Annotated in this window: 23 protein-coding genes and 1 pseudogene; 8 read left to right on the forward strand and 16 right to left on the reverse strand. The window is 43.3% G+C overall.

The window, feature by feature from the left end; genetic code table 11:
- The first annotated feature begins 156 nt into the window (after positions 1–156).
- Positions 157–1,104, forward strand: a complete 948-nt coding sequence (gene uspE / locus AK965_RS01685; RefSeq protein ID WP_099077980.1) for a universal stress protein UspE — start codon at positions 157–159, stop codon at positions 1,102–1,104.
- A 54-nt stretch (positions 1,105–1,158) separates the two neighbouring features.
- Here uspE and ttcA read toward each other — a convergent pair whose 3' ends face one another.
- The 4 genes from ttcA to AK965_RS01705 form a co-directional block, all read right to left on the reverse strand.
- Positions 1,159–2,052 (reverse strand): tRNA 2-thiocytidine(32) synthetase TtcA, encoded by an 894-nt coding sequence (gene ttcA, locus AK965_RS01690; protein WP_099077981.1) that lies wholly within the window; start codon positions 2,050–2,052, stop codon positions 1,159–1,161.
- 200 nt (positions 2,053–2,252) lie between these two features.
- Positions 2,253–2,915, reverse strand: a complete 663-nt coding sequence (locus AK965_RS01695; protein ID WP_099077982.1) for a DUF2987 domain-containing protein — start codon at positions 2,913–2,915, stop codon at positions 2,253–2,255.
- 19 nt (positions 2,916–2,934) lie between these two features.
- A complete protein-coding gene (locus AK965_RS01700; RefSeq protein ID WP_099077983.1) occupies positions 2,935–3,768 on the reverse strand; it encodes a glucosaminidase domain-containing protein in 834 nt (277 codons plus the stop codon).
- The gene (locus tag AK965_RS01705; RefSeq protein ID WP_099077984.1) at positions 3,761–4,552 is read right to left on the reverse strand and encodes a hypothetical protein; all 792 of its coding nucleotides are present in this window, start codon (positions 4,550–4,552) and stop codon (positions 3,761–3,763) included. The genes AK965_RS01700 and AK965_RS01705 overlap by 8 nt, the downstream gene beginning before the upstream one ends.
- A 401-nt stretch (positions 4,553–4,953) precedes the next feature.
- Here AK965_RS01705 and potA point away from each other — a divergent pair, with 401 nt between their 5' ends.
- The 5 genes from potA to AK965_RS01730 all read left to right on the forward strand — a co-directional run bounded on the left by potA (position 4,954) and on the right by AK965_RS01730 (position 10,156).
- A complete protein-coding gene (gene potA, locus AK965_RS01710) occupies positions 4,954–6,069 on the forward strand; it encodes a spermidine/putrescine ABC transporter ATP-binding protein PotA (RefSeq protein ID WP_253252645.1) in 1,116 nt (371 codons plus the stop codon).
- Positions 6,050–6,910 carry a spermidine/putrescine ABC transporter permease PotB gene (gene potB, locus AK965_RS01715; protein ID WP_099077986.1) on the forward strand — a complete coding sequence of 287 codons (861 nt, stop codon included), beginning with the start codon at positions 6,050–6,052 and terminating at the stop codon, positions 6,908–6,910. The genes potA and potB overlap by 20 nt, the downstream gene beginning before the upstream one ends.
- Positions 6,910–7,680, forward strand: coding sequence for a spermidine/putrescine ABC transporter permease PotC (potC, locus tag AK965_RS01720; RefSeq protein WP_099077987.1), 771 nt, complete (start codon positions 6,910–6,912; stop codon positions 7,678–7,680). The genes potB and potC overlap by 1 nt, the downstream gene beginning before the upstream one ends.
- Before the next feature lie 103 nt (positions 7,681–7,783).
- Positions 7,784–8,815: an extracellular solute-binding protein gene (locus AK965_RS01725; protein WP_099077988.1), complete on the forward strand. Its 1,032-nt coding sequence runs from the start codon at positions 7,784–7,786 to the stop codon at positions 8,813–8,815.
- Between the two features lie 303 nt (positions 8,816–9,118).
- Positions 9,119–10,156 carry an extracellular solute-binding protein gene (locus tag AK965_RS01730; protein WP_099077989.1) on the forward strand — a complete coding sequence of 346 codons (1,038 nt, stop codon included), beginning with the start codon at positions 9,119–9,121 and terminating at the stop codon, positions 10,154–10,156.
- A 118-nt stretch (positions 10,157–10,274) separates the two neighbouring features.
- Here AK965_RS01730 and cobB read toward each other — a convergent pair whose 3' ends face one another.
- A complete protein-coding gene (gene cobB, locus AK965_RS01735; RefSeq protein WP_099077990.1) occupies positions 10,275–11,006 on the reverse strand; it encodes a Sir2 family NAD+-dependent deacetylase in 732 nt (243 codons plus the stop codon).
- A 120-nt stretch (positions 11,007–11,126) separates the two neighbouring features.
- Here cobB and AK965_RS20365 point away from each other — a divergent pair, with 120 nt between their 5' ends.
- Positions 11,127–11,300, forward strand: a complete 174-nt coding sequence (locus tag AK965_RS20365; RefSeq protein ID WP_172438039.1) for a hypothetical protein — start codon at positions 11,127–11,129, stop codon at positions 11,298–11,300.
- Positions 11,301–11,392: 92 nt separating this feature from the next.
- Here AK965_RS20365 and AK965_RS01740 read toward each other — a convergent pair whose 3' ends face one another.
- From AK965_RS01740 to AK965_RS01780, 9 genes and pseudogenes are all read right to left on the reverse strand, one after another.
- Positions 11,393–11,809: a hypothetical protein gene (locus tag AK965_RS01740; RefSeq protein ID WP_099077991.1), complete on the reverse strand. Its 417-nt coding sequence runs from the start codon at positions 11,807–11,809 to the stop codon at positions 11,393–11,395.
- Positions 11,793–12,848 carry a formate dehydrogenase subunit gamma gene (locus tag AK965_RS01745; protein WP_099077992.1) on the reverse strand — a complete coding sequence of 352 codons (1,056 nt, stop codon included), beginning with the start codon at positions 12,846–12,848 and terminating at the stop codon, positions 11,793–11,795. The genes AK965_RS01740 and AK965_RS01745 overlap by 17 nt, the downstream gene beginning before the upstream one ends.
- Positions 12,849–12,862: 14 nt before the next feature.
- Positions 12,863–13,471 carry a formate dehydrogenase FDH3 subunit beta gene (fdh3B, locus tag AK965_RS01750; protein ID WP_099077993.1) on the reverse strand — a complete coding sequence of 203 codons (609 nt, stop codon included), beginning with the start codon at positions 13,469–13,471 and terminating at the stop codon, positions 12,863–12,865.
- A gap of 11 nt (positions 13,472–13,482) precedes the next feature.
- The gene (locus tag AK965_RS01755; protein WP_099077994.1) at positions 13,483–16,338 is read right to left on the reverse strand and encodes a formate dehydrogenase subunit alpha; all 2,856 of its coding nucleotides are present in this window, start codon (positions 16,336–16,338) and stop codon (positions 13,483–13,485) included.
- A 10-nt stretch (positions 16,339–16,348) separates the two neighbouring features.
- Positions 16,349–16,549: a twin-arginine translocation signal domain-containing protein gene (locus AK965_RS01760; protein WP_172438040.1), complete on the reverse strand. Its 201-nt coding sequence runs from the start codon at positions 16,547–16,549 to the stop codon at positions 16,349–16,351.
- A 73-nt stretch (positions 16,550–16,622) separates the two neighbouring features.
- Complete coding sequence (locus tag AK965_RS01765) at positions 16,623–17,255, reverse strand: molecular chaperone (protein WP_099077996.1); 633 nt, start codon at positions 17,253–17,255, stop codon at positions 16,623–16,625.
- Positions 17,256–17,264: 9 nt separating this feature from the next.
- Positions 17,265–18,926: a 4Fe-4S dicluster domain-containing protein gene (locus AK965_RS01770; RefSeq protein ID WP_099077997.1), complete on the reverse strand. Its 1,662-nt coding sequence runs from the start codon at positions 18,924–18,926 to the stop codon at positions 17,265–17,267.
- A gap of 309 nt (positions 18,927–19,235) precedes the next feature.
- Positions 19,236–19,852: pseudogene (locus AK965_RS01775) on the reverse strand (DUF3306 domain-containing protein).
- On the reverse strand, positions 19,842–20,294 hold the full coding sequence (locus tag AK965_RS01780) for a DUF3305 domain-containing protein (RefSeq protein WP_099077998.1): 453 nt from the start codon (positions 20,292–20,294) through the stop codon (positions 19,842–19,844). Before AK965_RS01780 ends, AK965_RS01775 begins: the two are co-directional and overlap by 11 nt.
- Positions 20,295–20,621: 327 nt before the next feature.
- On the opposite strand from AK965_RS01780, the gene AK965_RS01785 reads away from it, so the two are divergent.
- Positions 20,622–21,446, forward strand: coding sequence for a formate dehydrogenase accessory sulfurtransferase FdhD (locus tag AK965_RS01785; RefSeq protein WP_099078138.1), 825 nt, complete (start codon positions 20,622–20,624; stop codon positions 21,444–21,446).
- Between the two features lie 240 nt (positions 21,447–21,686).
- Here the strand turns inward: AK965_RS01785 and AK965_RS01790 are convergent, their stop codons facing one another.
- Together AK965_RS01790 and AK965_RS01795 are read right to left on the reverse strand one after the other, a co-directional pair.
- The gene (locus AK965_RS01790; RefSeq protein WP_099077999.1) at positions 21,687–23,279 is read right to left on the reverse strand and encodes an ABC-F family ATPase; all 1,593 of its coding nucleotides are present in this window, start codon (positions 23,277–23,279) and stop codon (positions 21,687–21,689) included.
- A 204-nt stretch (positions 23,280–23,483) separates the two neighbouring features.
- Positions 23,484–23,975, reverse strand: coding sequence for an aromatic acid exporter family protein (locus AK965_RS01795; RefSeq protein ID WP_099078000.1), 492 nt, complete (start codon positions 23,973–23,975; stop codon positions 23,484–23,486).
- Between the last annotated feature and the right edge of the window lie 3 nt (positions 23,976–23,978).

Below are 23,978 nucleotides of genomic sequence, written 5' to 3' on the forward strand. Positions count from 1 at the left end.
CGTAAATGAGCTACATCATATTTCTTCCAAAATCCCTTAAAAATTCCTCTATATATCACTTAAACTGAGCTACATTAAAAATGTACCTTGTGTACTCCAATATACTGATTTATCTTATTTTCAGTAATTGGTTCTACAACATAAGTGGGCTTAGTTATGAGTATATACAGTAAGATTCTTGTTGTTGCTGACATCAATCATGATGAGCAGCCAGCTCTTGCAAGAGCAGTTCAATTAGCTCAAAAAAGTGTATCCCGAAGCCGAATCACTTTCTTTCTTTCAATCTACGATTTTTCGTATGATATGACTTCAATGCTATCGGTTGATGAAAGAGATGCTATGCGTCGGGGGGTTATCCATCAACGCGAACTGTGGATGCGTAAGATTGCCCAGCCGTATTTAGAAGATGGATTCGACTTTGATGTTTGTGTTGTTTGGCATAATCGCCCTTATGAAGCAATCATTGCTGAAGTGTTCGCTGGTGATCACGATATAGTGATCAAAGGAACTCGTAAACACGACGTTCTAGAATCTGTCATTTTCACGCCAACAGATTGGCATTTGTTACGTAAGTGCCCTAGCCCGGTACTTCTCATCAAAAATGCGGATTGGCCTGAGCATGCAAGAATTCTTGCTTCTGTTCACGTTGGTTCTGAAAACCCAACTCATATTGACCTGAATGACTCGATGGTAGAGCGTCTTAAAGAAATCAGCAATCGACTCGACGCTGAACCATTCCTCGTTAATGCTTACCCAGTCACTCCAGCTAACATTACCATTGAATTGCCAGAATTCGACCCAACAACTTATACCGATGCCGTTCGTGGGCATCATTTAACGGCAATGAAAGCACTTCGTCAAAAACATGGTTTGAACGAAGAGCAAACCATCGTTGAACAAGGTTTACCAGAAGATATCATTCCAGCAACGGCAGAAAAGCTAAATGCAGCGATGGTGATCCTTGGTACTACAGGGCGTACAGGCTTATCAGCTGTGTTTATCGGTAATACCGCGGAACATGTAATTGATAAAATCAATTGCGATGTATTGGCCTTGAAACCGAACGGTTACATTAGTCCCCTTGATCCTAACACTGCCTCGTAATGTTATTTTTTACCGCTAGAAATCAAAATCCCCCAATTATTGGGGGATTTTGATTTAGATGTTAGTGACATCGATAAACATGGACTCATCAATGTTTGTCGAAGATACCACCGCTTCACTAAATTCATATTCTTCGCGATTGCCTTCACGATCCAACGGAAGATTCACAAAATCAAACAATTCGCGGTCCGCCAGTTGACTTGGGCTTACATTCTGAATTGATTTGAAGATCGCTTCGACTCGGCCAGGCGTCTTCTTATCCCATTCAATCAGCATCGCTTTGATTGATTGACGCTGAAGGTTCTCTTGTGAGCCACACAGATTACAAGGAATAATTGGGAATTCTTTGTGTTCTGCGTACTTAATTAAGTCTTTTTCGCGACAGTAAGTTAGAGGGCGAATAACAACGTTACGGCCATCATCAGAGCGTAGCTTTGGTGGCATCGCTTTTAAGCGAGAACCGTGGAACATGTTTAAGAACATCGTCTCAACAATGTCGTCCATATGGTGACCAAGTGCTAGCTTAGTTGCACCAATCTTCTCAGCAAAAGAGTAAAGCGTACCACGACGTAGACGTGAGCATAGGCCACAAGTCGTTTTACCTTCTGGCACCTTCTCTTTCACAACGGAGTATGTATCTTTATCGACGATGTAATAAGGAATGTTCAGTGTTTCAAAGTAGTCCGGCAGAATGTGCTCTGGGAAGCCTGGTTGCTTCTGATCAAGGTTAACCGCAACTACTTCAAATTTAATAGGCGCAGCCTTTTGTAGATTCAGCAGGATATCAAGCATCGCAAATGAATCTTTACCACCGCTTATACATGCCATCACAACATCACCTTCTTCAATCATGTTGTAATCTGCAATGGCATTTCCAACATGTCTTCTTAGACGTTTCTGAAGCTTGTTGAATTCAAGGGTTTCTTTTCTTGTATCTGTTTGGTTCATCACGGGCTCTCACATCGCCGAAAAATCGACTGTAGGACTTCCTAACATGGGTTTCTTTGGGGCGTGGATTATACGGGCTTTTTACGTAGGATTAAATCTTTGTGTGATGGAGTCCATCAATAAATCGCACGAAAAGAGGTCGAAGAGCGTTATAAATAACAAAGAGCTGCTATTGCAGCTCTTTAAAAATCAAATCGCGATTACTTTGTTGCGTTTGGTAGATAAGGTAATACGCGAGTCGTTGGCTGTGGCAAAGTCATATACCCGCCCTCTCCAATTTCGCTCAATGCCACTTGTACTTTGCCATTAACAATCTCCTTTATTGAGCCGTTAGAGAAAGTAATTGTGTCATTGAGTTTGTTTGCGAACTCCATCGTGACACCTTGTACTTCTGGAGTGAACCAATTAGCAAACATACCACCTAGATCTTCTAACAGGGTCTGCATTTGTGGAATAAGTGGCGTAAGTTGTTCGTAAGATACGTTACCCTGTAGTACTTCTTTCGTCATTACTACTAATGAATAATCACAGCGCGTGTCTTTTGATGTGTGCACAAACACCAACGGATTTGCTGATTTAAGGTTTTTGTCGACAGGGAGCGGCAGCTCTTTAGTCGCTGGAATCACGAACTCTTCGTAATGCTCTTCTTTTTCCATCCATGCTTTTTCTATCTCACACAACTGCTTAGTTTTAGAATCCACAAAGAAAATGCCGACTTTTACATCATCATTACCTTCTTTGTTATTGTTCTTTAGTTGCGTGTAGAGCTTAGAGTACGTAAACATGTACTCTTGAGCGTGAGTCGCAGGCGATACTAACACCAACATCGCACTGCCTAGTAAACTTAGGCTTAACTTCTTCATTGAATCGTTATTTCTTTTATTATATCCAGTAAGCGTTATTGTGACGAATCATCGCACGCAAGTCATTAACGTATCCGATACCGCGTTCTGAATATGCGAGCAAACCATGTGTCAGCTCTGATGCTGTCGCCACAGATAACAAATCCTTTTGTTTCCCTGCTAAGTTAGCGCGTATATCACGCAAGTCAGCATAAGCACGGTTACGATTAACATTCATAAAGTAGCCGTGTACAGACTCCTGTACAGTATCAAACATCTTTACTTCATGTGTGTTACCGGCGCCACGTTTTGCAGGAACAATTCCACAGCCCTTCTTATAACACCATTGACCAAACAAGTTGTTCGCTTGAGTAGCAAAACGAGAGGTCCCCCACGCAGATTCATTCGCAGCTTGAGTTAATACTAAAGCTTCTGGCAACACATTTACACGCTTGAACATTTCATCCAACCAAGTTTGCGTGACTGTGTTGTCGTCTAGTGGGAAAGAATAAAGTGCAGCCAAACGCTCTGCATAAGACGTTTGCTCGGAAGTCACATCTCCAACCTGTAATGACGTTAAAAATGCTCGCTCTTTCTCGATACGTTGATTTTCTAACGCAATTTTAGGACGAAGGAAATCAAAGAACGCTGCCTTTTTGTCTTTCGTATCTTTAATCGAATTGAAGTCCGGGATCTCACCTATGTGTGGAAGGTGCGAAAAATCCGGATATGAAACAGGACCTTGCACGACTTGCGGGTCGATTGCATTGCGATATTCGCGGTCGTAGTGCAAATAAGGGCCTACAGAAGCAAAAGTGGCGGCTATTAAGATAGCCGTCACTCGTAAACTCATTGATTTTAAGGATTTAGGCATTAAACACCTGAGAGTTACCATCGTGATCGTTTTGCTGTGTTGCTACGATCTTCAATTTGATACCAAACATTTCGCGGTACAGAATTCCCTTTAAATGGAAGAAGAACGGTAATACGAAAATGAGGCCTATACCATAGAACATTGCCGCAATAATAAACATCAACATGACGCTTAAGTAAAGCCCTGCAACCACAAAAATCTTTTTGTTTATAGCTCGAAGCGACAGTAGCAGCGATTGCATTGGAGGGACTCGCTTTTCACAAATTAGCAAAATCGAATGGCTAAATGCTAAAGATAAATAGAGGGATAGCAATGGAAAAATTGCACCCACCGCACCTTGCAGCACTAAACTAAATAACGTAGCCAAAATGACCGGAATGGTAAACTGAAGCCCCTTTCCTACATGACGAACTTTGGTCTTCAAGCCTGCAACATGGCTCATCGCCATTAGGCTAACACCGGCGTAAATCGGCGCACTGATCACTTCGTAACTAAAGTTTGCGACATAAATGGCGGTAACAATGTCACTAGTAAAAGACTCTGGATTTTGCAACGCATCTAAAATAACGCTTGGGTCACCCAACTGCAGTTGGAGCGCAATATAGAAAATACCCAGTTGGACAAAAAGTAGCAGGATAATTGCAGGCGAAAATGATAAAAATTGCTGAATAGTCGTGCGCCAAGCTTCGCTAAAAACGGCACCCGCTTTTAGTTCGTATTGACCAGAAAGAGCTCGCTCTACACTCCCTCCAAGATTGAAGTCTTTCTCAAAATCGTTGTTCATATATCGTCCAAGGCTAACATGTAAAAATTTTTCTGGAAAACCAGTGTATTAATATTACGCTCATTATAAAGAAATCTGTCGATGTCTAAAATCATAATCCACTTATTAAACTTGCAATATCTGTGATTTGGTCAATAATTAATCACTTGCAAGCTTATGAAATTGAAAACAATTGCTGATTTAAAAATTGGCTTAACAGATTGTAACAATGTCGTTTATATACCTGTAAAAACAGTATGGTAAGGATTGTTTACTTTTGCCTGCAAAATTTTTTCTGTTTCAAGATAAGAAAATGCTTTGATTTCACAATTTTGGTGATTATCATGCGCGCCTCAAAAGTGAATGACTAATGTCACATCAATTGGTCCAAACCCAATTTGAACGTGGGAGAAATACAGACGTTGAACGCTAAACAGCAAGCAGGAAAGCCAGTAGTTCGTCTATCTGGTATTAGCAAAAGTTTCGATGGTAAGGAAATCATCGGTAATTTAAATCTGGATGTTAATCATGGTGAGTTTCTGACGATTCTTGGCCCTTCTGGTTGTGGTAAAACAACAGTTTTACGCATGATCGCGGGTTTTGAAACGGCAGACAACGGTCAAATCGTTTTAGATGATCACGATGTAACCCAGGTTCCTGCAGAGCAAAGGCACGTCAACACAGTATTTCAGAGTTATGCGCTCTTTCCTCATATGACTGTGTTCGAAAACGTTGCATTTGGTCTTCGTATGCAGAAAACACCTGCTGCTGAGATCGAACCACGCGTGATGGAAGCGCTACGAATGGTACGCCTAGAAAAAATGGCGCAGCGTAAGCCTCATCAACTTTCAGGTGGACAACAACAACGCATCGCGATTGCTCGTGCCGTTGTTAACAAACCTAAGGTACTGCTGCTAGATGAATCTCTATCTGCTCTTGATTACAAACTACGTAAACAAATGCAGATCGAGCTAAAACAACTTCAACGTCAGCTAGGAATTACCTTTATCTTTGTAACTCACGATCAGGAAGAAGCCCTATCAATGTCTGACCGCATTATCGTTATGCGTGATGGTGTCATTGAACAAGATGGCTCTCCACGTGAAATATACGAAGAGCCTAAAAACCTCTTTGTGGCTCGCTTTATCGGTGAGATCAACGTATTCAACACGACCATGCTTGAGCGTATCGATGAGAAACGCATTCGAGCAGAAATCGAAGGTGTTGAAGCGGTGGTATACTTCGACGGAGAAGCACAAGCCGGTGACAAACTACAAGTACTACTTCGCCCAGAAGACTTGCGCATCGAAGAGATTAAAGAGTCAGAAGAAAAAGGCATCGTAGGTCACGTGACTGAACGTACCTATAAAGGTATGACATTGGATTCCGTAATTGAGCTGGATTCAGGTATGCGCGTGATGGTAAGCGAATTCTTTAACGAGGATGATCCTGATGTGGACCACTCTCTCGGCCAGAAAGTCGCGATTACTTGGGTTGAGAGCTGGGAGGTAGTACTAAATGATCAGCAAGAAGCTTAATCTTCAGAACGCGATCATTACCCTAATTGTTGGTTGGCTAACACTTTTTGTGTTGATCCCGAATCTAATGATAATCGGTACAAGCTTCCTGACACGTGATGAAGCGAATCTAATTGAATTAACGTTTACCTTCGACAACTACCTTCGTCTACTGGATCCCCTGTATGCGAAAGTGCTAATGCACTCTTTCTACATGGCGATCATTGCGACGTTGTTATGTCTAGTGATTGGTTACCCATTTGCTTATATCGTAGCGAAGATGCCTGAAAGATGGCGTCCGTTCATGTTGTTTTTGGTGATTGTACCGTTTTGGACCAACTCTCTGATCCGTACTTACGGACTTAAGATTGTTCTTGGTACCCAAGGCATTTTGAACAAATCACTGATGGCAATGGAAATCATCGATAAGCCACTGCGCTTAATGTACACCGAAACAGCGGTTATGATCGGTCTCGTTTATATCTTGCTTCCGTTTATGATTCTGCCGCTTTACTCGGCAATCGAAAAGTTAGACAACACGTATATTGAAGCTGCAAAAGATCTTGGTGCGAACAAAATCCAAACGATTACTAAAGTCATTTTACCGTTGACAATGCCTGGTATTATCGGCGGCTGTCTATTGGTACTGCTTCCAGCACTAGGTATGTTCTACATCTCTGACCTTTTAGGCGGTGCGAAGAACCTACTGATTGGTAACGTAATTAAAAGCCAAGTATTGAACGCTCGTGACTGGCCATTTGGTGCAGCAACCAGTATTGCCCTAACCGTCGCAATGGCTATTATGCTGTACGCCTACTATCGCGCAGGTAAACTATTGAATAAGAAGGTGGAGCTAGACTAATGGGACGCACAGTTAGATTTAGCTTTATGACGCTGGTATACGCATTTTTGTATCTGCCAATTATCGTCTTAATTGTTAACTCATTTAATGCCAATAAGTTTGGTATGAAATGGGGTGGTTTCACGACCAAATGGTATGAAACGTTAGTAAATAACGACAGTTTAATGCAAGCTGCATGGCATTCACTAAATGTTGCGGTATTTTCCGCAACGGCTGCTACACTTATTGGTAGTTTGACCGCCGTTGCCCTATTCCGTTACTCATTTAAAGGTAAAGGTGCAGTCAACGGCATGTTGTTTGTTGTAATGATGTCACCTGATATCGTGATGGCCATTTCATTGTTGGCTCTGTTCCTAGTATTAGGCGCACAACTTGGCTTCTTTACTTTATTAATTGCTCACATCACTTTCTGCTTACCATTTGTTGTGGTAACAGTATATAGCCGACTAAACGGATTTGATGTGAAAATGTTAGAAGCGGCAAAAGACCTTGGTGCAAGTGAATGGGTTATCTTAAAACAGATTATCCTTCCTCTTGCTAAACCAGCGGTAGCCGCAGGTTGGTTGCTAAGCTTCACCCTGTCTCTAGACGATGTGATTATCAGCTCGTTTGTAACAGGACCAACCTATGAAATCCTACCATTGAAGATCTATTCAATGGTGAAGGTAGGCATTTCACCTGAGGTGAATGCATTAGCGACGGTTATGTTGATTGTATCTTTGATTTTGGTAGTGATTTCTCAGTTGCTAGCAAGAGAAAAAGTAAAGTAAAATCTACCACCGTCAAATCATCAAACAGAATGGTTACATCCCATTCTGTTTTTCTATCTATCGTCCAGTTAATTGGACAACGTTTGGTTTGGAGCTAACGTCAATGAAAAAATGGGCTACTCTATTAGCTGGTAGTGCATGTGCGCTTTCTCTGTTCTCTGGTTCAGCGGCAGCGGACGACAAAGAATTGGTATTTATGAACTGGGGTCCTTACATTAACAGTAATATCCTAGAGCAATTTACCAAAGAAACTGGCATCAAGGTTATCTACTCGACTTACGAGTCGAATGAAACGTTGTATGCAAAGCTAAAAACTCATAACCAAGGTTATGATCTAGTCGTACCTTCAACTTACTTCGTCGCAAAGATGCGTGATGAAGGTATGCTACAAAAAATCGACAAGTCTAAGCTGAAAAACCTCGGCAACCTAGATACAAATTACCTAGATAAGCCTTTCGATCCAAAGAATGACTACTCTATTCCACACGTTGTTGCGATTACAGGTCTAGCAGTGAATGCTGACATGTACGATCCAAATGACTTCCAAAGCTGGGCTGACTTATGGAAATCTGAGCTTGAAGGTCAAGTAATGCTGATGGACGATACTCGTGAAGTATTCCACATTGCACTGCGCAAACTGGGTTACTCTGGTAACACCACAGATCCAAAACAGATTGACGAAGCATACGCAGAGCTGCAAAAGCTAATGCCAAACGTACTAGTATTTAACTCTGACAACCCAGGCGCACCTTACATGTCTGGTGAAGTTGGTGTTGGTATGCTTTGGAATGGTAGTGCGGCAGCAGCTCAAAACGAAGGCATGAACCTGAAGCTTGTATTCCCTAAAGAAGGTGGTATCGGTTGGGTTGATAACTTTGCTATCTCTTCTGGTGCTAAAAACGTAGATGCTGCTCACAAAATGATCGACTTCTTACTGCGTCCAGAAATTGCTGAGCAAATCTCTCGTGATACTGGTTATCTAACAGCGGTTGCAGAATCTAACGCGAAGTTCAAAGACGTTGCTCCACTGTTCCCTTCTCAAGAAGATCTTGACCGAGTTGAATGGCAAGATTCTGTCGGTGACATGACAGTGAAATACGAAGACTACTTCCTGAAGCTGAAAGCGGGTCAATAATCTGCTTAAAAAGGCATCTACTAAAAAAAATAGGCAGCAATACGCTGCCTATTTTTGTCATTGACTGATATACTTTTATACCCTATTAACTTGAGGGTTCAGAGTGTCATCACTATTTCGAATTCGAGGTTATTTAGGTAAACGTAGCCAGGTTTATTTGACGCGGCTTCAAACATTGTCACCTATTTATCCAATAATGATTGAGGTTGGTGATCCGAATAAACAGGATTGTGCTTATCGCAATGGGTCTATCAATACTATCCGGTGTTGGTATGTGCTATTGCTGAACAAAACGGAAAACAAATGAAAAGTAAATTCTACGCAAGCGCACTGTGTGCAGCGACTCTAATCGCTACCCCTGCAATGGCGGCTGATCAAGAACTTTATTTCTACAACTGGTCGGAATATATTCCAAATGAAGTTCTTGAAGACTTTACAAAAGAAACTGGGATCAAGGTCATCTACTCTACGTACGAGTCTAATGAAAGCATGTACGCAAAGTTGAAAACTCAAGGTTCTGGTTACGACTTGGTAGTACCGTCTACCTATTTCGTATCAAAAATGCGTAAAGAAGGCATGCTGCAACAGATCAACAAAGAGAAATTGTCTCATTTTGCTGATCTAGACACTAACTTCCTGAACAAACCGTTCGACCCGAATAACAACTACTCTATCCCATACATTTGGGGTGCGACGGGTATTGGTATCAATGCAGACATGCTAGATAAGTCTTCTGTGACTAAATGGGATGATTTCTGGGACAGCAAGTGGGAAGGCCAACTGATGCTGATGGATGATTCTCGCGAAGTATTCCACATTGCATTGAGTAAGCTTGGTTACTCACCTAACACAACAAACCCAGATGAAATAAAAGCCGCTTACGAAGAGCTGAAGAAGCTAATGCCAAACGTATTGGTATTTAACTCAGACTTCCCAGCGAACCCATACCTAGCAGGCGAAGTTTCACTTGGTATGCTTTGGAATGGCTCTGCATACATGGCTCGTCAAGAAGGCGCGAACATCGACATCATCTGGCCAGAAAAAGGCTCTATCTTCTGGATGGACAGCCTAGCAATTCCAGCTGGCGCTAAGAACGTTGATGCTGCGCATAAGATGATTGACTTCCTATTACGTCCAGAAAACGCAGCTAAGATTGCACTAGAGATTGGTTACCCTACTCCAGTGAAAACCGCACACGAGCTACTACCGAAAGAATTTGCTAACGATCCAAGTATCTTCCCACCACAAGAAGTGATGGACAGCGGCACATGGCAAGATGAAGTTGGTGAAGCAAGCGTGCTTTACGATGAGTACTTCCAAAAACTAAAAGTAGACAACTAATCAGTCTGTCGAATTAGTTTAGAAAAGCGGCTTCGGTCGCTTTTCTTGTATCTGGAGTATGGACAAGTACCCGGTCCAAAACACAATGCATAGGAATATTTGTGTCCTACACGTTTGTTTAAGCGCTAGCTTCGTTTTCTAGCGCAAGAATTTCGGCAACCAATTTTGGCACTTCAACGCTTGCTTTGCCGTAACGTTTCTCTTCAAACTCACTCTCGACTGCACTTGGTTCTAAATTGATTTCAATGGTATGCGCACCATGCATCTTCGCGTCATGAACAAAACCTGCAGCGGGATACACAACGCCAGAGGTACCGATAGAAATGAACAAATCTGCCTCTTCTAGGGCGGCATAGATTTCTCCCATTCGCAAAGGCATTTCACCAAACCACACTATGTGTGGACGCATTTGTGAAGGAATTTGGCAACAATGGCACAGCTCACCGGTTTGAATGTCTTTCGAATGCTCAATGACTTGATTTGATTCACTACAACGAGCCTTTAGTAACTCACCATGCATATGAATAATGTTGCTGCTGCCGCCTCTTTCATGAAGGTTGTCGATATTTTGGGTAATGACAGTCACTTTGCCCGAAATTTCTGCTTCAAGGCGTCCTAGCGCGATATGTGCGGCATTAGGTTGTATATCTTCACCCTGCAGTTTTTTTCGGCGTTGATTATAAAAACTTTGGACCAGATCCGGATCACGCGCAAAACCCTCAGGTGTCGCTACATCTTCAATGCGATGATTTTCCCATAGGCCATCTTGAGCGCGAAACGTTTGAATACCGGATTCTGCCGAAATACCAGCCCCAGTTAGTACTACAATATTTCTATAAGGGAAATTCATAACTCATCCTTGTCGTTCTTTTTCACAAGCTTAACACTGGAAGATTAACAACAGTAGTAATATGGATTAGACCATAGTCGTAATGACGTTAACTAATGTTTCGTTTTGAGAGGAAAAACAATGACGCGAGCCGTTTTAGCTCTTTTTTTACTTACCACCCTAGCGGGCTGTCAACTCACACACGTTGAAGGTGAAATTGACGACGTGAAAGTCAAAGTGAGTACGAACGATAGCAAGCACTCTGGTAATGGTAACTTCTGTCCTCCTGGTCAAGCTAAGAAAGGCAACTGTTAATACTTGCTTTGAAAGATAATAAGCATAAAAAACCCTCGATAAATATCGAGGGTTTTACGATTATAGCCTCACGCTTATGAAACCATCATTCTTTACAGATTTGGGCCAGTTGAAGGACGATGAGGCAAATTATTACGTAGCTGTTGCATACCTTGATACATACGTAGGAACCACACGAGAATCGCTAGTGCAGCAAACAGCATGCCTATCCATGGAATAAAGTATGCGATGGTATCCAGTAGTGAACTGTGTACCCAATAGTCGCTCACACCAATTAATACACCATTCGACGTTGCAACCGTTACGATCAAAACCACGAAGAACGTCAGGTAAAGGAAAAAAGTACGAATCAAGCCATAGTAATGAGAGTTCACCACATCGCTGTCATCACCTTTATCCAAACGGTAACCTGCATAAATGATTGCGATAACGCCTGAGATCAAAAACGTAAACGGGGTCAAACAGCTCAGGATGTATGCAACCCAAATCCCGTTATGATGTTTGTTCATTCGCTTTCGCTCCTTTTACTTCCGTTTGTGCCACGTTTGAGTCACCAATGGCGCCTTGAGACTTCACATCTTCATACCAAAGATCGTGGTGCTCTTTCGCCCAGGTTTCGTCGACTTCACCAGTGACCATTCCCTCTAGCGCACCTTCCATACCGAACAGACCAATGTAGATGTGGAAGATAAAGCCACAGATCAAAATAAGCGCCGATATTGCGTGAATAAGGTTAGACAGTTCCATATCACGACGAGTCTGGCCAAAGATCGGGAAATCCAAAACTAAGCCACTGACCGCGGCGATGGCACCAAAGAAGATTAGCAACCAGTAGACTGCTTTCTCACCACCGTTAGAGAACCCTGCTGATGGGTGCGTTCCTTTGTGCTTACCAACCATACCACCCATTTTCATAAACCAACGAATGTCAGTCATATTAGGGATGGATTTGCGCCACCATTTCAGCAGTACAAAGATGAGCAAGATAAAGAACAACGGCCCGATGTAGTTGTGGTATTGCTTCGCGAGCATCACTACAAAGCCCCAGAACTCGGTCGATACATATGGTTTTAAAAAGTGTTTACCGTAAACCAACATTAAGCCGCTGAATGCCAATGTTAAAAATGTAAACGCCATACTCCAGTGAAGTGCCCGGTCTAATCGAGACCAGCGTTTTATCTTTTTACCCGTTCTAGGCTTACTTAGCATCAGAGGACCTACGAATAAGTAAGCCATGATCACCATTGCGATACTACCGAAAATAGCCACAGCACCAGCTGGAGACATCCATTTTTCTTTCAGTAAATACCATGCCTCGCCAGGCGTATTGATTAACACTTCATGCTCCGGAGACATGGATCCTGTTGTACCTGCCTCTCCATCTCTGACTTGACGCCAGAAATCAGCACCTGCAAGTTGGATAACTTCTGCCTTCACAATTTGTTGAGCTTGGCTCTCTTCTGCATGAACTGGTAACGTCACAGCCAGCAACAATGCTGTTAACACAAACAGCATTGCCAGAGGCGCACGTTTAATGGAATGTAACATGAGTCTCTCCTAGATCAGCTTTTGGTCGCATCATAAGAAAGGTCGTTTCCGTCAGTCCAACCTGCGTTTTTCGCTCCGCGTTCAACCACTCGTTCACGAAAGATGTCTGAAATTTTTTCAGCGTCTCCGGCCAGCAAAGCCTTTGTTGAACACATTGACGCACATAAAGGTAGTTTGCCTTCTGCGATTCGATTTGAGCCGTAAAGCATTTTTTCTTTCTCAGAGTTAGGCGGTAAATCTGGGCCACCTGCACAGAATGTACATTTGTCCATTTTCCCTCTTTCCCCAAATGCGTTTTGTTTTGGAAACTGTGGTGCGCCGAACGGGCAAGCGAATAAACAATAGCCACAGCCGATACACAAATCTTTGTTATGTAAGACGATACCATCTTTAGTTTGAACAAAACAATCGGCCGGGCAAACGGCCATACAAGGTGCATCGCTGCAGTGCATGCATGCTACCGAGATAGAGTTCTCACCTGGCTCGCCTTCATTTAAGGTAACAACACGACGACGCTGAATACCCCATGGCACAGCTTCAGTATTTGCGTTTTTACATGCCGTCACACAACCATTACAGTCGATACAGCGCTTGGTATCACAAAGGAATTTCATTCTTGCCATTTTAGTGCTCCTTACGCTTTGCGAATGTTACATAGAGTTACTTTCGTTTCCTGCATCAAGGTAACAGGGTCGTAACCGTAAGTGGTTGCCGTATTAGCCGCCTCACCGATAACGTAAGGGGCTGAACCTTCAGGATATTTATCAAGAAGACTCTCACCTTCGAATTTCCCACCAAAATGGAATGGTAAGAATGCTAAACCTGGTTTTACACGCGATGTAACCATTGCTTTCACCTTAATACGCCCGTTTTCTGCACCTTCAACCCAAACGTCGTCTCCATCTTTAAATCCAAGATCGTTTGCGTCTTTCAAGTTCACTTCTACAAACATTTCTTGTTGAAGCTCGGCCAACCAAGGGTTAGAACGCGTTTCTTCACCACCACCTTCGTACTCTACTAAACGGCCAGAGGTTAGAATAATCGGGTATTCTTTCGCTTTATCCTGCTCTTGGATTGATTTATACAATGTAGGTAAACGGAAGATAGAAGCCTTATCGTCCCATGTTGGGTAATCTACAAGTAAATCTCTTCTTGGTGTATAAAGAGGTTCACGATGCAATGGCACACGATCCGGGAATGTCCACACAATTGCGCGAGCTTTAGCGTTACCAAACGGAATACAACCGTGTTTAATCGCCACGCGTTGGATCCCACCAGATAAGTCAGTCTTCCAGTTTTTATCTTCTGCCGCAACTTTCTCTTCTGCCGTTAGGTCATCCCACCATCCAAGCTGTTTGAGCATTTTGTCAGTAAATTCTGGATAGCCGTCTTTAAGTTCACAGCCTTTCGAGTAGCTATCTACCGCCAGTAGGCTTTGACCTTCAAATTCAACACCGAAACGTGCACGGAAGTTACCACCACCTTCAGCAACGGTCTTAGACGTGTCATAAAGTATGTGAGTTCCTGGGTGTTTCATCTCAGGTGTACCCCAGCATGGCCACGGTAACCCGTATGTTTCGCCATTTACTGGACCACCAACCGCTTCAAGTGTATTGAAATTGAATGTATGCCAGTTCTTCTGATGGAGTTTTAAGCGCTCAGGGCTTTGACCTGTATATCCAATCGTCCACATGCCTTTGTTGAATTCGCGAGTAATGTCTTCGATTACAGGCTGGTTGTTCTCAACTCGGATGTTTTTGAACAGAACATCTTCATACCCAAGTTTTTTCGTCAATAGGTACATGATTTCGTGGTCAGGTTTCGAATCAAATAGTGGTTGAATAACCTGATCACGCCATTGAATTGAACGGTTTGACGCTGTCACACTACCGTGTGTTTCAAACTGAGTCGTAGCAGGAAGCAAGTAAACGCCATCAGTACGATCGTTCATTACCGCAGCAACGGTTGGATATGGATCAACAATCACCATCATATCCAGCTTCTGCATTGCTTTTTTCATCTCTGGACCACGGGTCTGAGAGTTTACTGCGTGTCCCCAGTAGAACATGCCACGAATATTGGCACGTTGACGTATTTTATCTGTTTGTTCTAGAACACCGTCAATCCAGCGAGAGACAGGAATACCTGCGCTGTTCATTGGCTTTTGACCAGCGTAAGTATTGTTATCAAAGCGGTTTTTCACCCACTCGTAATCAAGATCCCAGACTTTCGACCAGTGACGCCATGCGCCTTCCGATAAACCATAGTAACCGGGTAACGTGTCAGATAGTACACCCAGATCTGTCGCGCCCTGCACGTTATCATGGCCACGGAAAATGTTCGCACCACCACCCGATTTACCTAAGTTACCTAATGCGAGTTCAAGTATGCAGTATGCACGAGTATTATTGTTACCTGTCGTGTGCTGGGTTCCTCCCATACACCAAACAATAGAGCCAGGGCGATTTTCTGCTAGAATTTTGGCGGTCTTGTAGACTGTCGCTTCATCCGCTCCCGTCACGTTTTCTACAACTTCAGGGCTCCATTTTTCTACTTCAGCACGAATTTCGTCTAAGCCAAACACTCGCTGGTAAATGAACTCTTTATCTTCCCAATTGTTTTTGAATACATGCCACAACACACCCCAGATAAAGGCAACATCAGTGCCAGGACGAATTGAAACATAGTGATCGGACTTGGCAGCTGTTTTTGTGCGACGTGGGTCAACAACAACAATCTTACAACCATTGGTCTCTTTGGCTATAAGAATGTGCTGCATCGCAACAGGGTGCGCTTCCGCTGGGTTCGAACCAATAAACAATATGGACTTGCAGTTGTGCATATCATTGAACGAGTTGGTCATCGCACCGTAACCCCAAGTGTTTGCAACACCGGCAACGGTTGTTGAGTGACAAATTCGCGCTTGGTGGTCAACGTTGTTGGTACCCCATAACGACGCCATTTTACGGAACATGTACGCTTGTTCGTTGTTGTGTTTTGCACTGCCTAACCAGAAAATAGAGTCAGGACCTGATTCTTCACGAATCTTCAGTGTCTGCTGGCTGATTTCTTCTAATGCTTGTTCCCAAGAAAGCTTCTTCCACTTACCGTTTTCAAGTTTCATTGGGTACTTAAGACGACGTTCGCCATGGCCATGCTCACGCAATGCAGCGCCTTTTGCACAGTGGCCACCGGCATTGAACGGATGATCGAATGCGGGCTCTTGGTCAGTCCACACACCATTTTGAACTTCAGCGTAAACACCACAACCCACAGAGCAGTGTGAACATATAGTACGTTTCTGCTCAACCTTTGCTTCTGGATCGACACTTTTTGCTTGTGCTTTTTTCATCATGCCCGGTGCAAATAGGCTTGTACCCACAACAGCGCCACCAGCAGCGAGCGAGGAGTTTTTCATAAACGAACGGCGTGAAATGCCAAGCTGATTCGTTTGCTTGCTCACACTGTCGGAGCGTTTGACTAATTTCATTCGTTATCTCCTAAAGTGTGTTGTAGTAATCACGAATATGTTGCGTTTCGCGATACCCTGTCTTCTTCACGTCTTTTTCAGAGGTCTCAACCGTTTCTGAAGCGCTTGCCACTCTTGTTGTTCCAGCGACAACCGCACTAGCTACGGCTGCAGTTGTTAAGCCTTTCAGGAGCTCCCTGCGGCTTGTGTTTATTTCTTTATTATCTTTCATCATTGCTTCCTTACCTTACGGTAGAACTGTGGAGACTTATGCCTCTCTATCGATATGTCCAAGTACTACTCGATTACTCGTAATCAGTGACGTTTTTCACATCAATCTTTAATTTGTGCTTACTGCTTTTGGTATTTACGCTAAAGCGCACTTGCTCTAGGGTTAAGAATGCTTCACACAGTTGGGCAACAGGCTTGTAGAAGTTCGCGCTCTGTGCCTTTTCAAGTTGACGAGTAAATAAGGCAAACCAAGGGGCGATGTGTTTGTTGAACACCGCTTGTTGTAGCGCTTCATCTTCCCCTGTAAGCATCGACATCACTTCGCAAAGTGCAGCAATGTGATCTTCTGGCTCTTTCACCTGCTCATCGCGCTCGATACCAATCAATGCTAAATCCCGACGGATTTCTGCTAATGGTTTTTCCATTAACGATCCAGTTAAATGCCATGAGCTGAAAGGCATCACTTCGCCGCGGCCAATACCAATAAAAAGATTTTGGTATTCGTCTTCTAGATCTTCATGACTTGATTCTTTCGCCGCTTGCTGCAGTGCGACCCACGCTTTTTGCATCGCACTTTCAGATGGTTCAATTTCTAACGCCGTCAAAAATTCAATCATTTCTGGTGTTGGTGCACTGCGACAAAGGGCTGAAAGAACTAAGTAGATCTCTGCTCTCAGTGTTTGTTCTTGTTCTAGTTGCGTATTCACTGCAAGCTCCTAGTATTTCAATTGTTTCATTGGCTCTGCCGCCATCGATTCAAACATATCGATCACACGACAGTCTTCACACATGGCAATACGGTTAATCGCGGCTTCGTCCGAGAAATGAGAGTGACCACGTAACTTATTCTGTAACATATCAATCATAGTCTGTGGTGCGAAAGGTTTATGGCAACGCACACATTCCGCTGCTTTTTCCTCATGAATTACAACTGCTTTCTGGCGTTCTTCTTTCACCCAATTCATGCGAGGTATTAGCGTCAGAACATTTTCAGGACACGCTTTTGCACATAAGCCACATTGAATGCAGTCTTGTTCGACGAATTTAAGCGATGGCGATTGACCGTCGGTATGTAGAGCACGTGTTGGACAAACCGCCACACAACTCATGCACAACGTACAATCTTTGCTCTGGCAAGAAACATTACCGTATGGAGCGTTCGCTGGCAGTTCGACTATGTTCTCTACAGGAATTCGAGAAGAAGACATGGCATCAAGCGCAGTAAATAGGCGTTGACGCTTATTGCCTTGCAGATCGCCTAGAGCAAGATCGAATGAATCTGTGCAAAGTGTCGGCGGACCTTCACGTAGCGATTCCAAGTAAAGGATATCGATGGTCTCTTTGGCGATACCAAGTTGATCCAACAGATGTTGCGCGATCCCCACTTCGTTGTTCAGAATACGAATAATCGTTTGTGGCATAAAGCGAGAAGCCGCGAACAACACTTGTGTCGCGCCATTCACCAAAGCAGCGAACCAAGTATCGATACCGATAGAAGGTAGCTCTTCCACCACAATTGGTATCACATTATCTGGCAGCATTTTCAGTGCCATTACATTGTAGCTTTCATGACGAGAACTACAGATAATCACGATAGGATCAAGTCCACCAGCAAGCTCATAATTAGCGAGCATACGCTCGATAAATTTTTGTGTTTCTTCTGGATTTGGCAGCGCATAATGGATGGCTTCGGTCGGACAAGCTGTTGCACACGTACCCACACCCTGACATAGGTATGGGTTAATCTCGATACGGTGACCGGTCTTATCGCTACCTTCACTTGATAGTGCGCCAGCAGGACAAGCATCCACACAGCGCTCACAACCTTTTACGCCACGAGAACTGTGCGCACACAGGTCAGTGTCCAGACGGAAGAATTTTGGCTTATCAAACGTACCCATTAACATTGGGATTTCTTCTAGCGCTTCTGCCAGTTTTGGATAGCCGCGTCCTACTGGGTAATAGCCCGGAACTGGAACCTCTTCTGACATACAGCTGCTTAAACAAAGATCGAGAACAACATCGAAACAATCACTATTAATAGCGACTTTTGCTAGGTTGCTTGTTAGACCGTTTTTTTCGATAAGCACTTCAAACGTACCTAGAAAACCAGAAATCTGAACCGAGTTTGCAAAGTAAAGTTCTGGATTAGAACCTTTCTCTCCATCGGTAGAAAGCAGTGTCAGGCTGTTCATTTGAGATAGCTGTGCGGCGGCACTCTCGATGATGGCTGTCGGTCCAACAATCAGTGTATTACCGCCACTCTCGTAGCTCACCGTTGGTGGAATAAGATTGGTCAACTCTACGGTATTCTCAAACGCATATAGACGCGCTTTACCGTTATTGGAAGTTGCTTGTTCTAATAGTTGTTTCAACATTGCTCAGTTCCATTTATACGTATGGATAGTTTCTTCCATCTTTCATTGTAGTTAGCGCAGGTGATTCTGCTGATTAACTCGGCAGTAACTACCCCTTTAGGTAGCACTTCATGGGTTATCAATGCCTAATAGGCAACTTTTCTAACTTCAAAAAGAATAGTAATGAGCAACAGGATGCAAATGTCGCGCCAATTAAATATCTCTTTATTTTCAGATACTAAGCTATTCACCTTGAACATTGTAGGAATAAAAAAACCGACTGGGACATTTTGTCGCAGCCGGTTCATTGAGCGTTTGGTCAAAATGTACCTATTCTTTATGAGGTATATTTTGTCCCACCTCTTCAGGTTTCATTTTGTCTCTGGTGTATCACTTTCACCAAACACTGTTTTTATATCCAGGTCTTTTTGTTCCTCAGGGATTTCGCCACCTTCGGTTGGTTCTGCATCAGTCGCTTCAATGTCACTTTTTTCATTAAATTCGGATAGTTGTGAATCTTCTTCTGCTGGTTCTTCTTCAGTTTTCTCTTTCACCCAATCACGAAGTGTTTCTGCAACGCCTTCAGAAAGCGACTTTAGGTTACTGTAGTCATCGTCGTAATCATCCAAACCATCACGAACGTTAAACTCTTCTGATAAGAACATCTTACGCAATGCTGCTTTCTTAACACTCTCTGAAGCCTCAGACACCAATAGCTGCGCTACGGACACCTCTTCAGGATCGTTTGATTCGCTTGAGGCCTCTTGAGCTGAAGCACCTAGTGTCTCCGCTGCCACTGCTTTCGTTTCAGTATTTGGTTCTTCTTGTGTTTGTGCTGTTTCTGGTTCAATAAGTTTATTAGACTCCACAACCTCAGCGTCTTTAAGTTCGGTTATGGATTCTTCTAATTTACGTTTCGACCAACGGCTAAAAAAATTAGTTGCCATTTGCTCTGCCCGCTCCTTTTCGTTTCTTACGTCTTACTTCTAACAATTCACCGTGACGACCAATAAAGGCTTCCATCCAAGCTTGAACGGCTAACGGCATATCATTGGATAATACTAAGTTATCGCCATCCATATATTGCGCAGCGACAGTTTGAGACGCTGTAATTAATTGAATGGTTGGTGTATCACTAGAATCAAGATTGTCCATAACCAAGAAAAGCTTCGGCTGCTGTGAGCTCAGGTTAAAGCGATAATCGGTGCGTTCATCTTTATGCAGCTGTAATAAGCACACATGTTGAGTGTCTTCGGTTGGATAAATTTCAAACCTCGTCAATTGCCACTGCGTCGTAACCCAAATACCCGTGCTTATCTCATGCTGTACGAGATCGACACCTATCGACCACAAATCTTCATTTTTTACGAACTGCTTCTTATCCGACATAATTCACCCAATTTGTTCTATGTTGACTTTAAGACAGAAAAGGACATGTTGTACTTTGCTTTCAACCATTTTAGCGGTAAAAAGCAATATACGCGCCAAACTGAGCTCAATCTTCACTAAGCTCATAAATTCAAAACTAGTAGAAATTCAAATATTACCTGTGTCATTGCTGCGATATCGCGGAATTAATTCATAATCGTACCAATGCCTCGCAATTTCCCGCATTACAGCTATTTTGGAATGAGAATTGCTCTGTAAGTAGCGTTAAGACGAATAGACCCATTAATGAGAGCGTTCATCGGCTCTCTCATTCATTAGGACATGACTGTGGTAAAACCAAACATTATTAAAACCAGTGAAAATCCCCTACAGACCATCGAAGTAGAAGTGTTTGACGAATACGGCGAGAAGCTGACTAAGCAAATTGCGTGTGAGCGCCCTCTTACCGTGATGTTGAACTGGAAGGAAGTTGTTACGCTAATGACGCTTGGCTCTCGCCCTGAGGCTCTTGTGTTGGGTTATTTAAAGAACCAAAGCTTCTTGTCTGATTCTAAAGCGATTGAATCCGTCATCATTGATTGGGAAACACACTCGGCTGCGGTTATTACTAAAGAAAATACCGAACACCTAGAGGGCGCGCTTAAGAAGAAGACTGTGACCTCTGGTTGTGGTCAAGGCACTATGTACGGCAACGTGATGAAGCAGCTCGAAGATTACCAAGTGCCTCAAGTGCCATTGAAGCAATCTGAAATCTACGCAGCGCTTGAAGCGTTAACGCATTACAACGATACCTACAAAAAAGCTGGTGCAGTGCATGGCTGTGCGGTGTGTAAAGGTAATGAAGTGCTGTCTTTTGTGGAAGATGTTGGTCGTCACAACGCGGTTGATACGTTGGCTGGAGAAATGTGGCTTAACCAAGAGACGGGTGAAGATAAAATTTTCTACACAACTGGCCGCCTTACATCAGAGATGGTGATTAAAGTCGCACAGATGGGCATTCCTGTTCTGTTGTCACGTTCTGGTGTGACACAAATGGGTCTGGATCTGGCGAAGAGATTTGGTATTACCACCATTGCTCGTGCAAAAGGTCTTCGCTTCCAAGTGTTCACTGGCGCAGAGAAGGTTGCTTTTGACGTAAAAGGTGAACAATAACCTTTTTCGTCTTCTAATTAATTTTACCGAGTACATTGAGGCTTATTCAAATGGATGTGAACGATGAACAGCGAGCGACTATTGAATTACCTACTGACTCCCAGTAGCATCATTCTGTCGGTGGTGATTACGCTCGCCCTTGTTGGTATAGGCACTTACCTCAAGGGACAATTCAAAGAATAAACGACATAAAAAAAGACCTCGCTAAGGAGGTCTTTTTCTTTAAGCTAACAAGCAATATTAGTGGTCGATACCACGAGATTTTAGGAACTCAGAGTAAGTGCCTTTAAAGTCTGTGATTTTACCATCGCGGATTTCGATGATACGTGTTGCTAGTGAGTCTACGAATACACGGTCGTGCGATACGAAGAACAATGTACCTTTGTACTGCTCTAGTGCCGTGTTCAATGATTCGATCGATTCCATGTCCATGTGGTTGGTTGGTTCGTCCATTAACAGCATGTTTGGTTTGTGCATCATTAGCTTACCAAGCAGCATACGACCTTGCTCACCACCAGACAGTACTTTTACTGACTTCTTAATGTCATCTTGGCCAAACAACATGCGACCTAGGAAGCCGCGAACAACTTGCTCGTCGTCACCTTCCTGACGCCATTGCCCCATCCAATCGGTTAAGTTCATGTCTTCCGCGAATTCATGAGCGTGGTCTTGTGCGTAGTAACCGATGTTCGCGTTCTCAGACCATTTGAACTCACCAGTACGTGGTTCTAGTACACCAGCAAGTGTGTTCAATAGGGTTGTTTTACCCACGCCGTTCTCACCGATGATAGCAACGCGCTCGCCGACTTCGAAAATTGCATTGAAGTTAGCAAACAGATCGTCGTCAAAACCTTGGCTTAGGTTTTCAACAATCAGAGCGTTACGAAATAGCTCTTTTGATTGTTCAAAACGAATGAATGGGTTTTGACGGCTAGACGCTTTCACTTCATCAAGTTTGATTTTATCGATTTGCTTAGCACGAGATGTCGCTTGTTTTGCTTTTGATGCGTTTGCAGAGAAACGTGCCACGAACGTTTGAAGTTCAGCAATCTGCGCTTTCTTCTTCGCGTTATCAGACAGTAGACGTTCGCGAGCTTGAGAAGCCGCTGTCATGTACTCATCGTAGTTACCTGGGTATACACGTAGCTCACCGTAATCCAAGTCAGCCATGTGGGTACATACTGAGTTTAGGAAGTGACGGTCATGCGAAATGATGATCATAGTGCAGTTACGCGCGTTTAGCGTGTCTTCCAACCAACGGATCGTATCCATATCCAAGTTGTTGGTTGGTTCGTCTAGTAGCATTACGTCTGGGTCAGCAAATAGAACCTGCGCTAGAAGCACACGAAGCTTCCAACCTGGTGCGACTTCGCTCATTAAGCCGAAGTGTTGCTCCATTGGAATGCCCACAGCAAGAAGAAGCTCACCCGCTTTTGCTTCTGCCATGTAGCCATCCATTTCTGCAAACTGAACTTCAAGATCAGCCACTTTCATGCCATCTTCTTCACTCATTTCTGGCAAAGAGTAAATGCGGTCACGTTCTTGCTTCACCTCCCACAGTTCTTTATGGCCCATGATTACTGTATCAATAACCGTGAACTCTTCGTATGCAAACTGATCCTGGTTTAGTTTTGCAACACGCTCGTTTGGATCGTAGCTTACGTTTCCACTGGTTTGCTCAAGCTCACCACTTAAGATCTTCATGAAGGTTGATTTACCACAACCGTTAGCACCGATTAAGCCGTAGCGATTCCCGTCCCCGAACTTAACTGAGATATTTTCAAATAGAGGCTTCGCACCGAATTGCTGCGTAATGTTATTTGTAATTAGCATATGACTACTATGTGGGAAATGTGATTTGGAGCGCATTATATGCGTTATTGAACCGTAAAGACAGTTAAGAAACGACAAAAAACTACTCAGGGTACGATGACCTAAGCGTGCCTATAAGTAACGACCAAGACCCCTTACTCTAATGCTAATAATAACTACACTATACCCAGGCATCTCGAGGTTACTTGGGTATATATAGAACCATTATTTAGTAGAAGCGGGAAAGAATGACATAAGTTTACTAACCAATAACGCACTCGCTATACCAATGCCACTTTCCAGAAATCGCATACTCGCATTCTGAAACGGATTTACATCAGACATAGTCGAAACAATAATGATGACGGAGAATGTCACACACGCTAATTTAATATGTTGTGTAACGTGGAATAAGCTGCAGACAAACACGGTAAGTCCAATAAGCAAAGCAAAACTTATGATATGAAATGGGATAAACCCTAGATAAATCGTTGCAATCACGCCGCCAATAAATGAACCAATTAATCGATTCTTCGCTGTGCTTAGATTTTGCTTCCAACTATCCGCCTCTATTACAATCACACCTGAAATGACAGACCACATTCCCCCTAACAAAGCCGTGCTAGGGTAAATCCAGAGATTGATGTAATAGCCTAATGTAAAGGCAATCAACCCCATCAACATATAGCGAATAGAAAGACGTAAATGCACATTCATCGA

This window comes from Vibrio sp. PID17_43 (assembly GCF_002608565.1).
Lineage (GTDB): Bacteria > Pseudomonadota > Gammaproteobacteria > Enterobacterales > Vibrionaceae > Vibrio.

Coding starts and splice junctions, on each gene's coding strand:
- cobB (WP_099077990.1), bottom strand. CDS start 11,006: ATGAATTTCCCTTATAGAAATATTGTAGTACTAACTGGGGCTGGTATT.
- AK965_RS01740 (WP_099077991.1), bottom strand. CDS start 11,809: ATGAACAAACATCATAACGGGATTTGGGTTGCATACATCCTGAGCTGT.
- potC (WP_099077987.1), top strand. CDS start 6,910: ATGGGACGCACAGTTAGATTTAGCTTTATGACGCTGGTATACGCATTT.
- AK965_RS01795 (WP_099078000.1), bottom strand. CDS start 23,975: ATGAATGTGCATTTACGTCTTTCTATTCGCTATATGTTGATGGGGTTG.
- AK965_RS01695 (WP_099077982.1), bottom strand. CDS start 2,915: ATGAAGAAGTTAAGCCTAAGTTTACTAGGCAGTGCGATGTTGGTGTTA.
- AK965_RS01755 (WP_099077994.1), bottom strand. CDS start 16,338: ATGAAATTAGTCAAACGCTCCGACAGTGTGAGCAAGCAAACGAATCAG.
- AK965_RS01790 (WP_099077999.1), bottom strand. CDS start 23,279: ATGCTAATTACAAATAACATTACGCAGCAATTCGGTGCGAAGCCTCTA.
- AK965_RS01760 (WP_172438040.1), bottom strand. CDS start 16,549: ATGAAAGATAATAAAGAAATAAACACAAGCCGCAGGGAGCTCCTGAAA.
- AK965_RS01700 (WP_099077983.1), bottom strand. CDS start 3,768: ATGCCTAAATCCTTAAAATCAATGAGTTTACGAGTGACGGCTATCTTA.
- AK965_RS01730 (WP_099077989.1), top strand. CDS start 9,119: ATGAAAAGTAAATTCTACGCAAGCGCACTGTGTGCAGCGACTCTAATC.
- AK965_RS20365 (WP_172438039.1), top strand. CDS start 11,127: ATGACGCGAGCCGTTTTAGCTCTTTTTTTACTTACCACCCTAGCGGGC.
- AK965_RS01780 (WP_099077998.1), bottom strand. CDS start 20,294: ATGTCGGATAAGAAGCAGTTCGTAAAAAATGAAGATTTGTGGTCGATA.
- potB (WP_099077986.1), top strand. CDS start 6,050: ATGATCAGCAAGAAGCTTAATCTTCAGAACGCGATCATTACCCTAATT.
- uspE (WP_099077980.1), top strand. CDS start 157: ATGAGTATATACAGTAAGATTCTTGTTGTTGCTGACATCAATCATGAT.
- AK965_RS01745 (WP_099077992.1), bottom strand. CDS start 12,848: ATGTTACATTCCATTAAACGTGCGCCTCTGGCAATGCTGTTTGTGTTA.
- fdh3B (WP_099077993.1), bottom strand. CDS start 13,471: ATGGCAAGAATGAAATTCCTTTGTGATACCAAGCGCTGTATCGACTGT.
- AK965_RS01725 (WP_099077988.1), top strand. CDS start 7,784: ATGAAAAAATGGGCTACTCTATTAGCTGGTAGTGCATGTGCGCTTTCT.
- AK965_RS01770 (WP_099077997.1), bottom strand. CDS start 18,926: ATGTTGAAACAACTATTAGAACAAGCAACTTCCAATAACGGTAAAGCG.
- AK965_RS01705 (WP_099077984.1), bottom strand. CDS start 4,552: ATGAACAACGATTTTGAGAAAGACTTCAATCTTGGAGGGAGTGTAGAG.
- ttcA (WP_099077981.1), bottom strand. CDS start 2,052: ATGAACCAAACAGATACAAGAAAAGAAACCCTTGAATTCAACAAGCTT.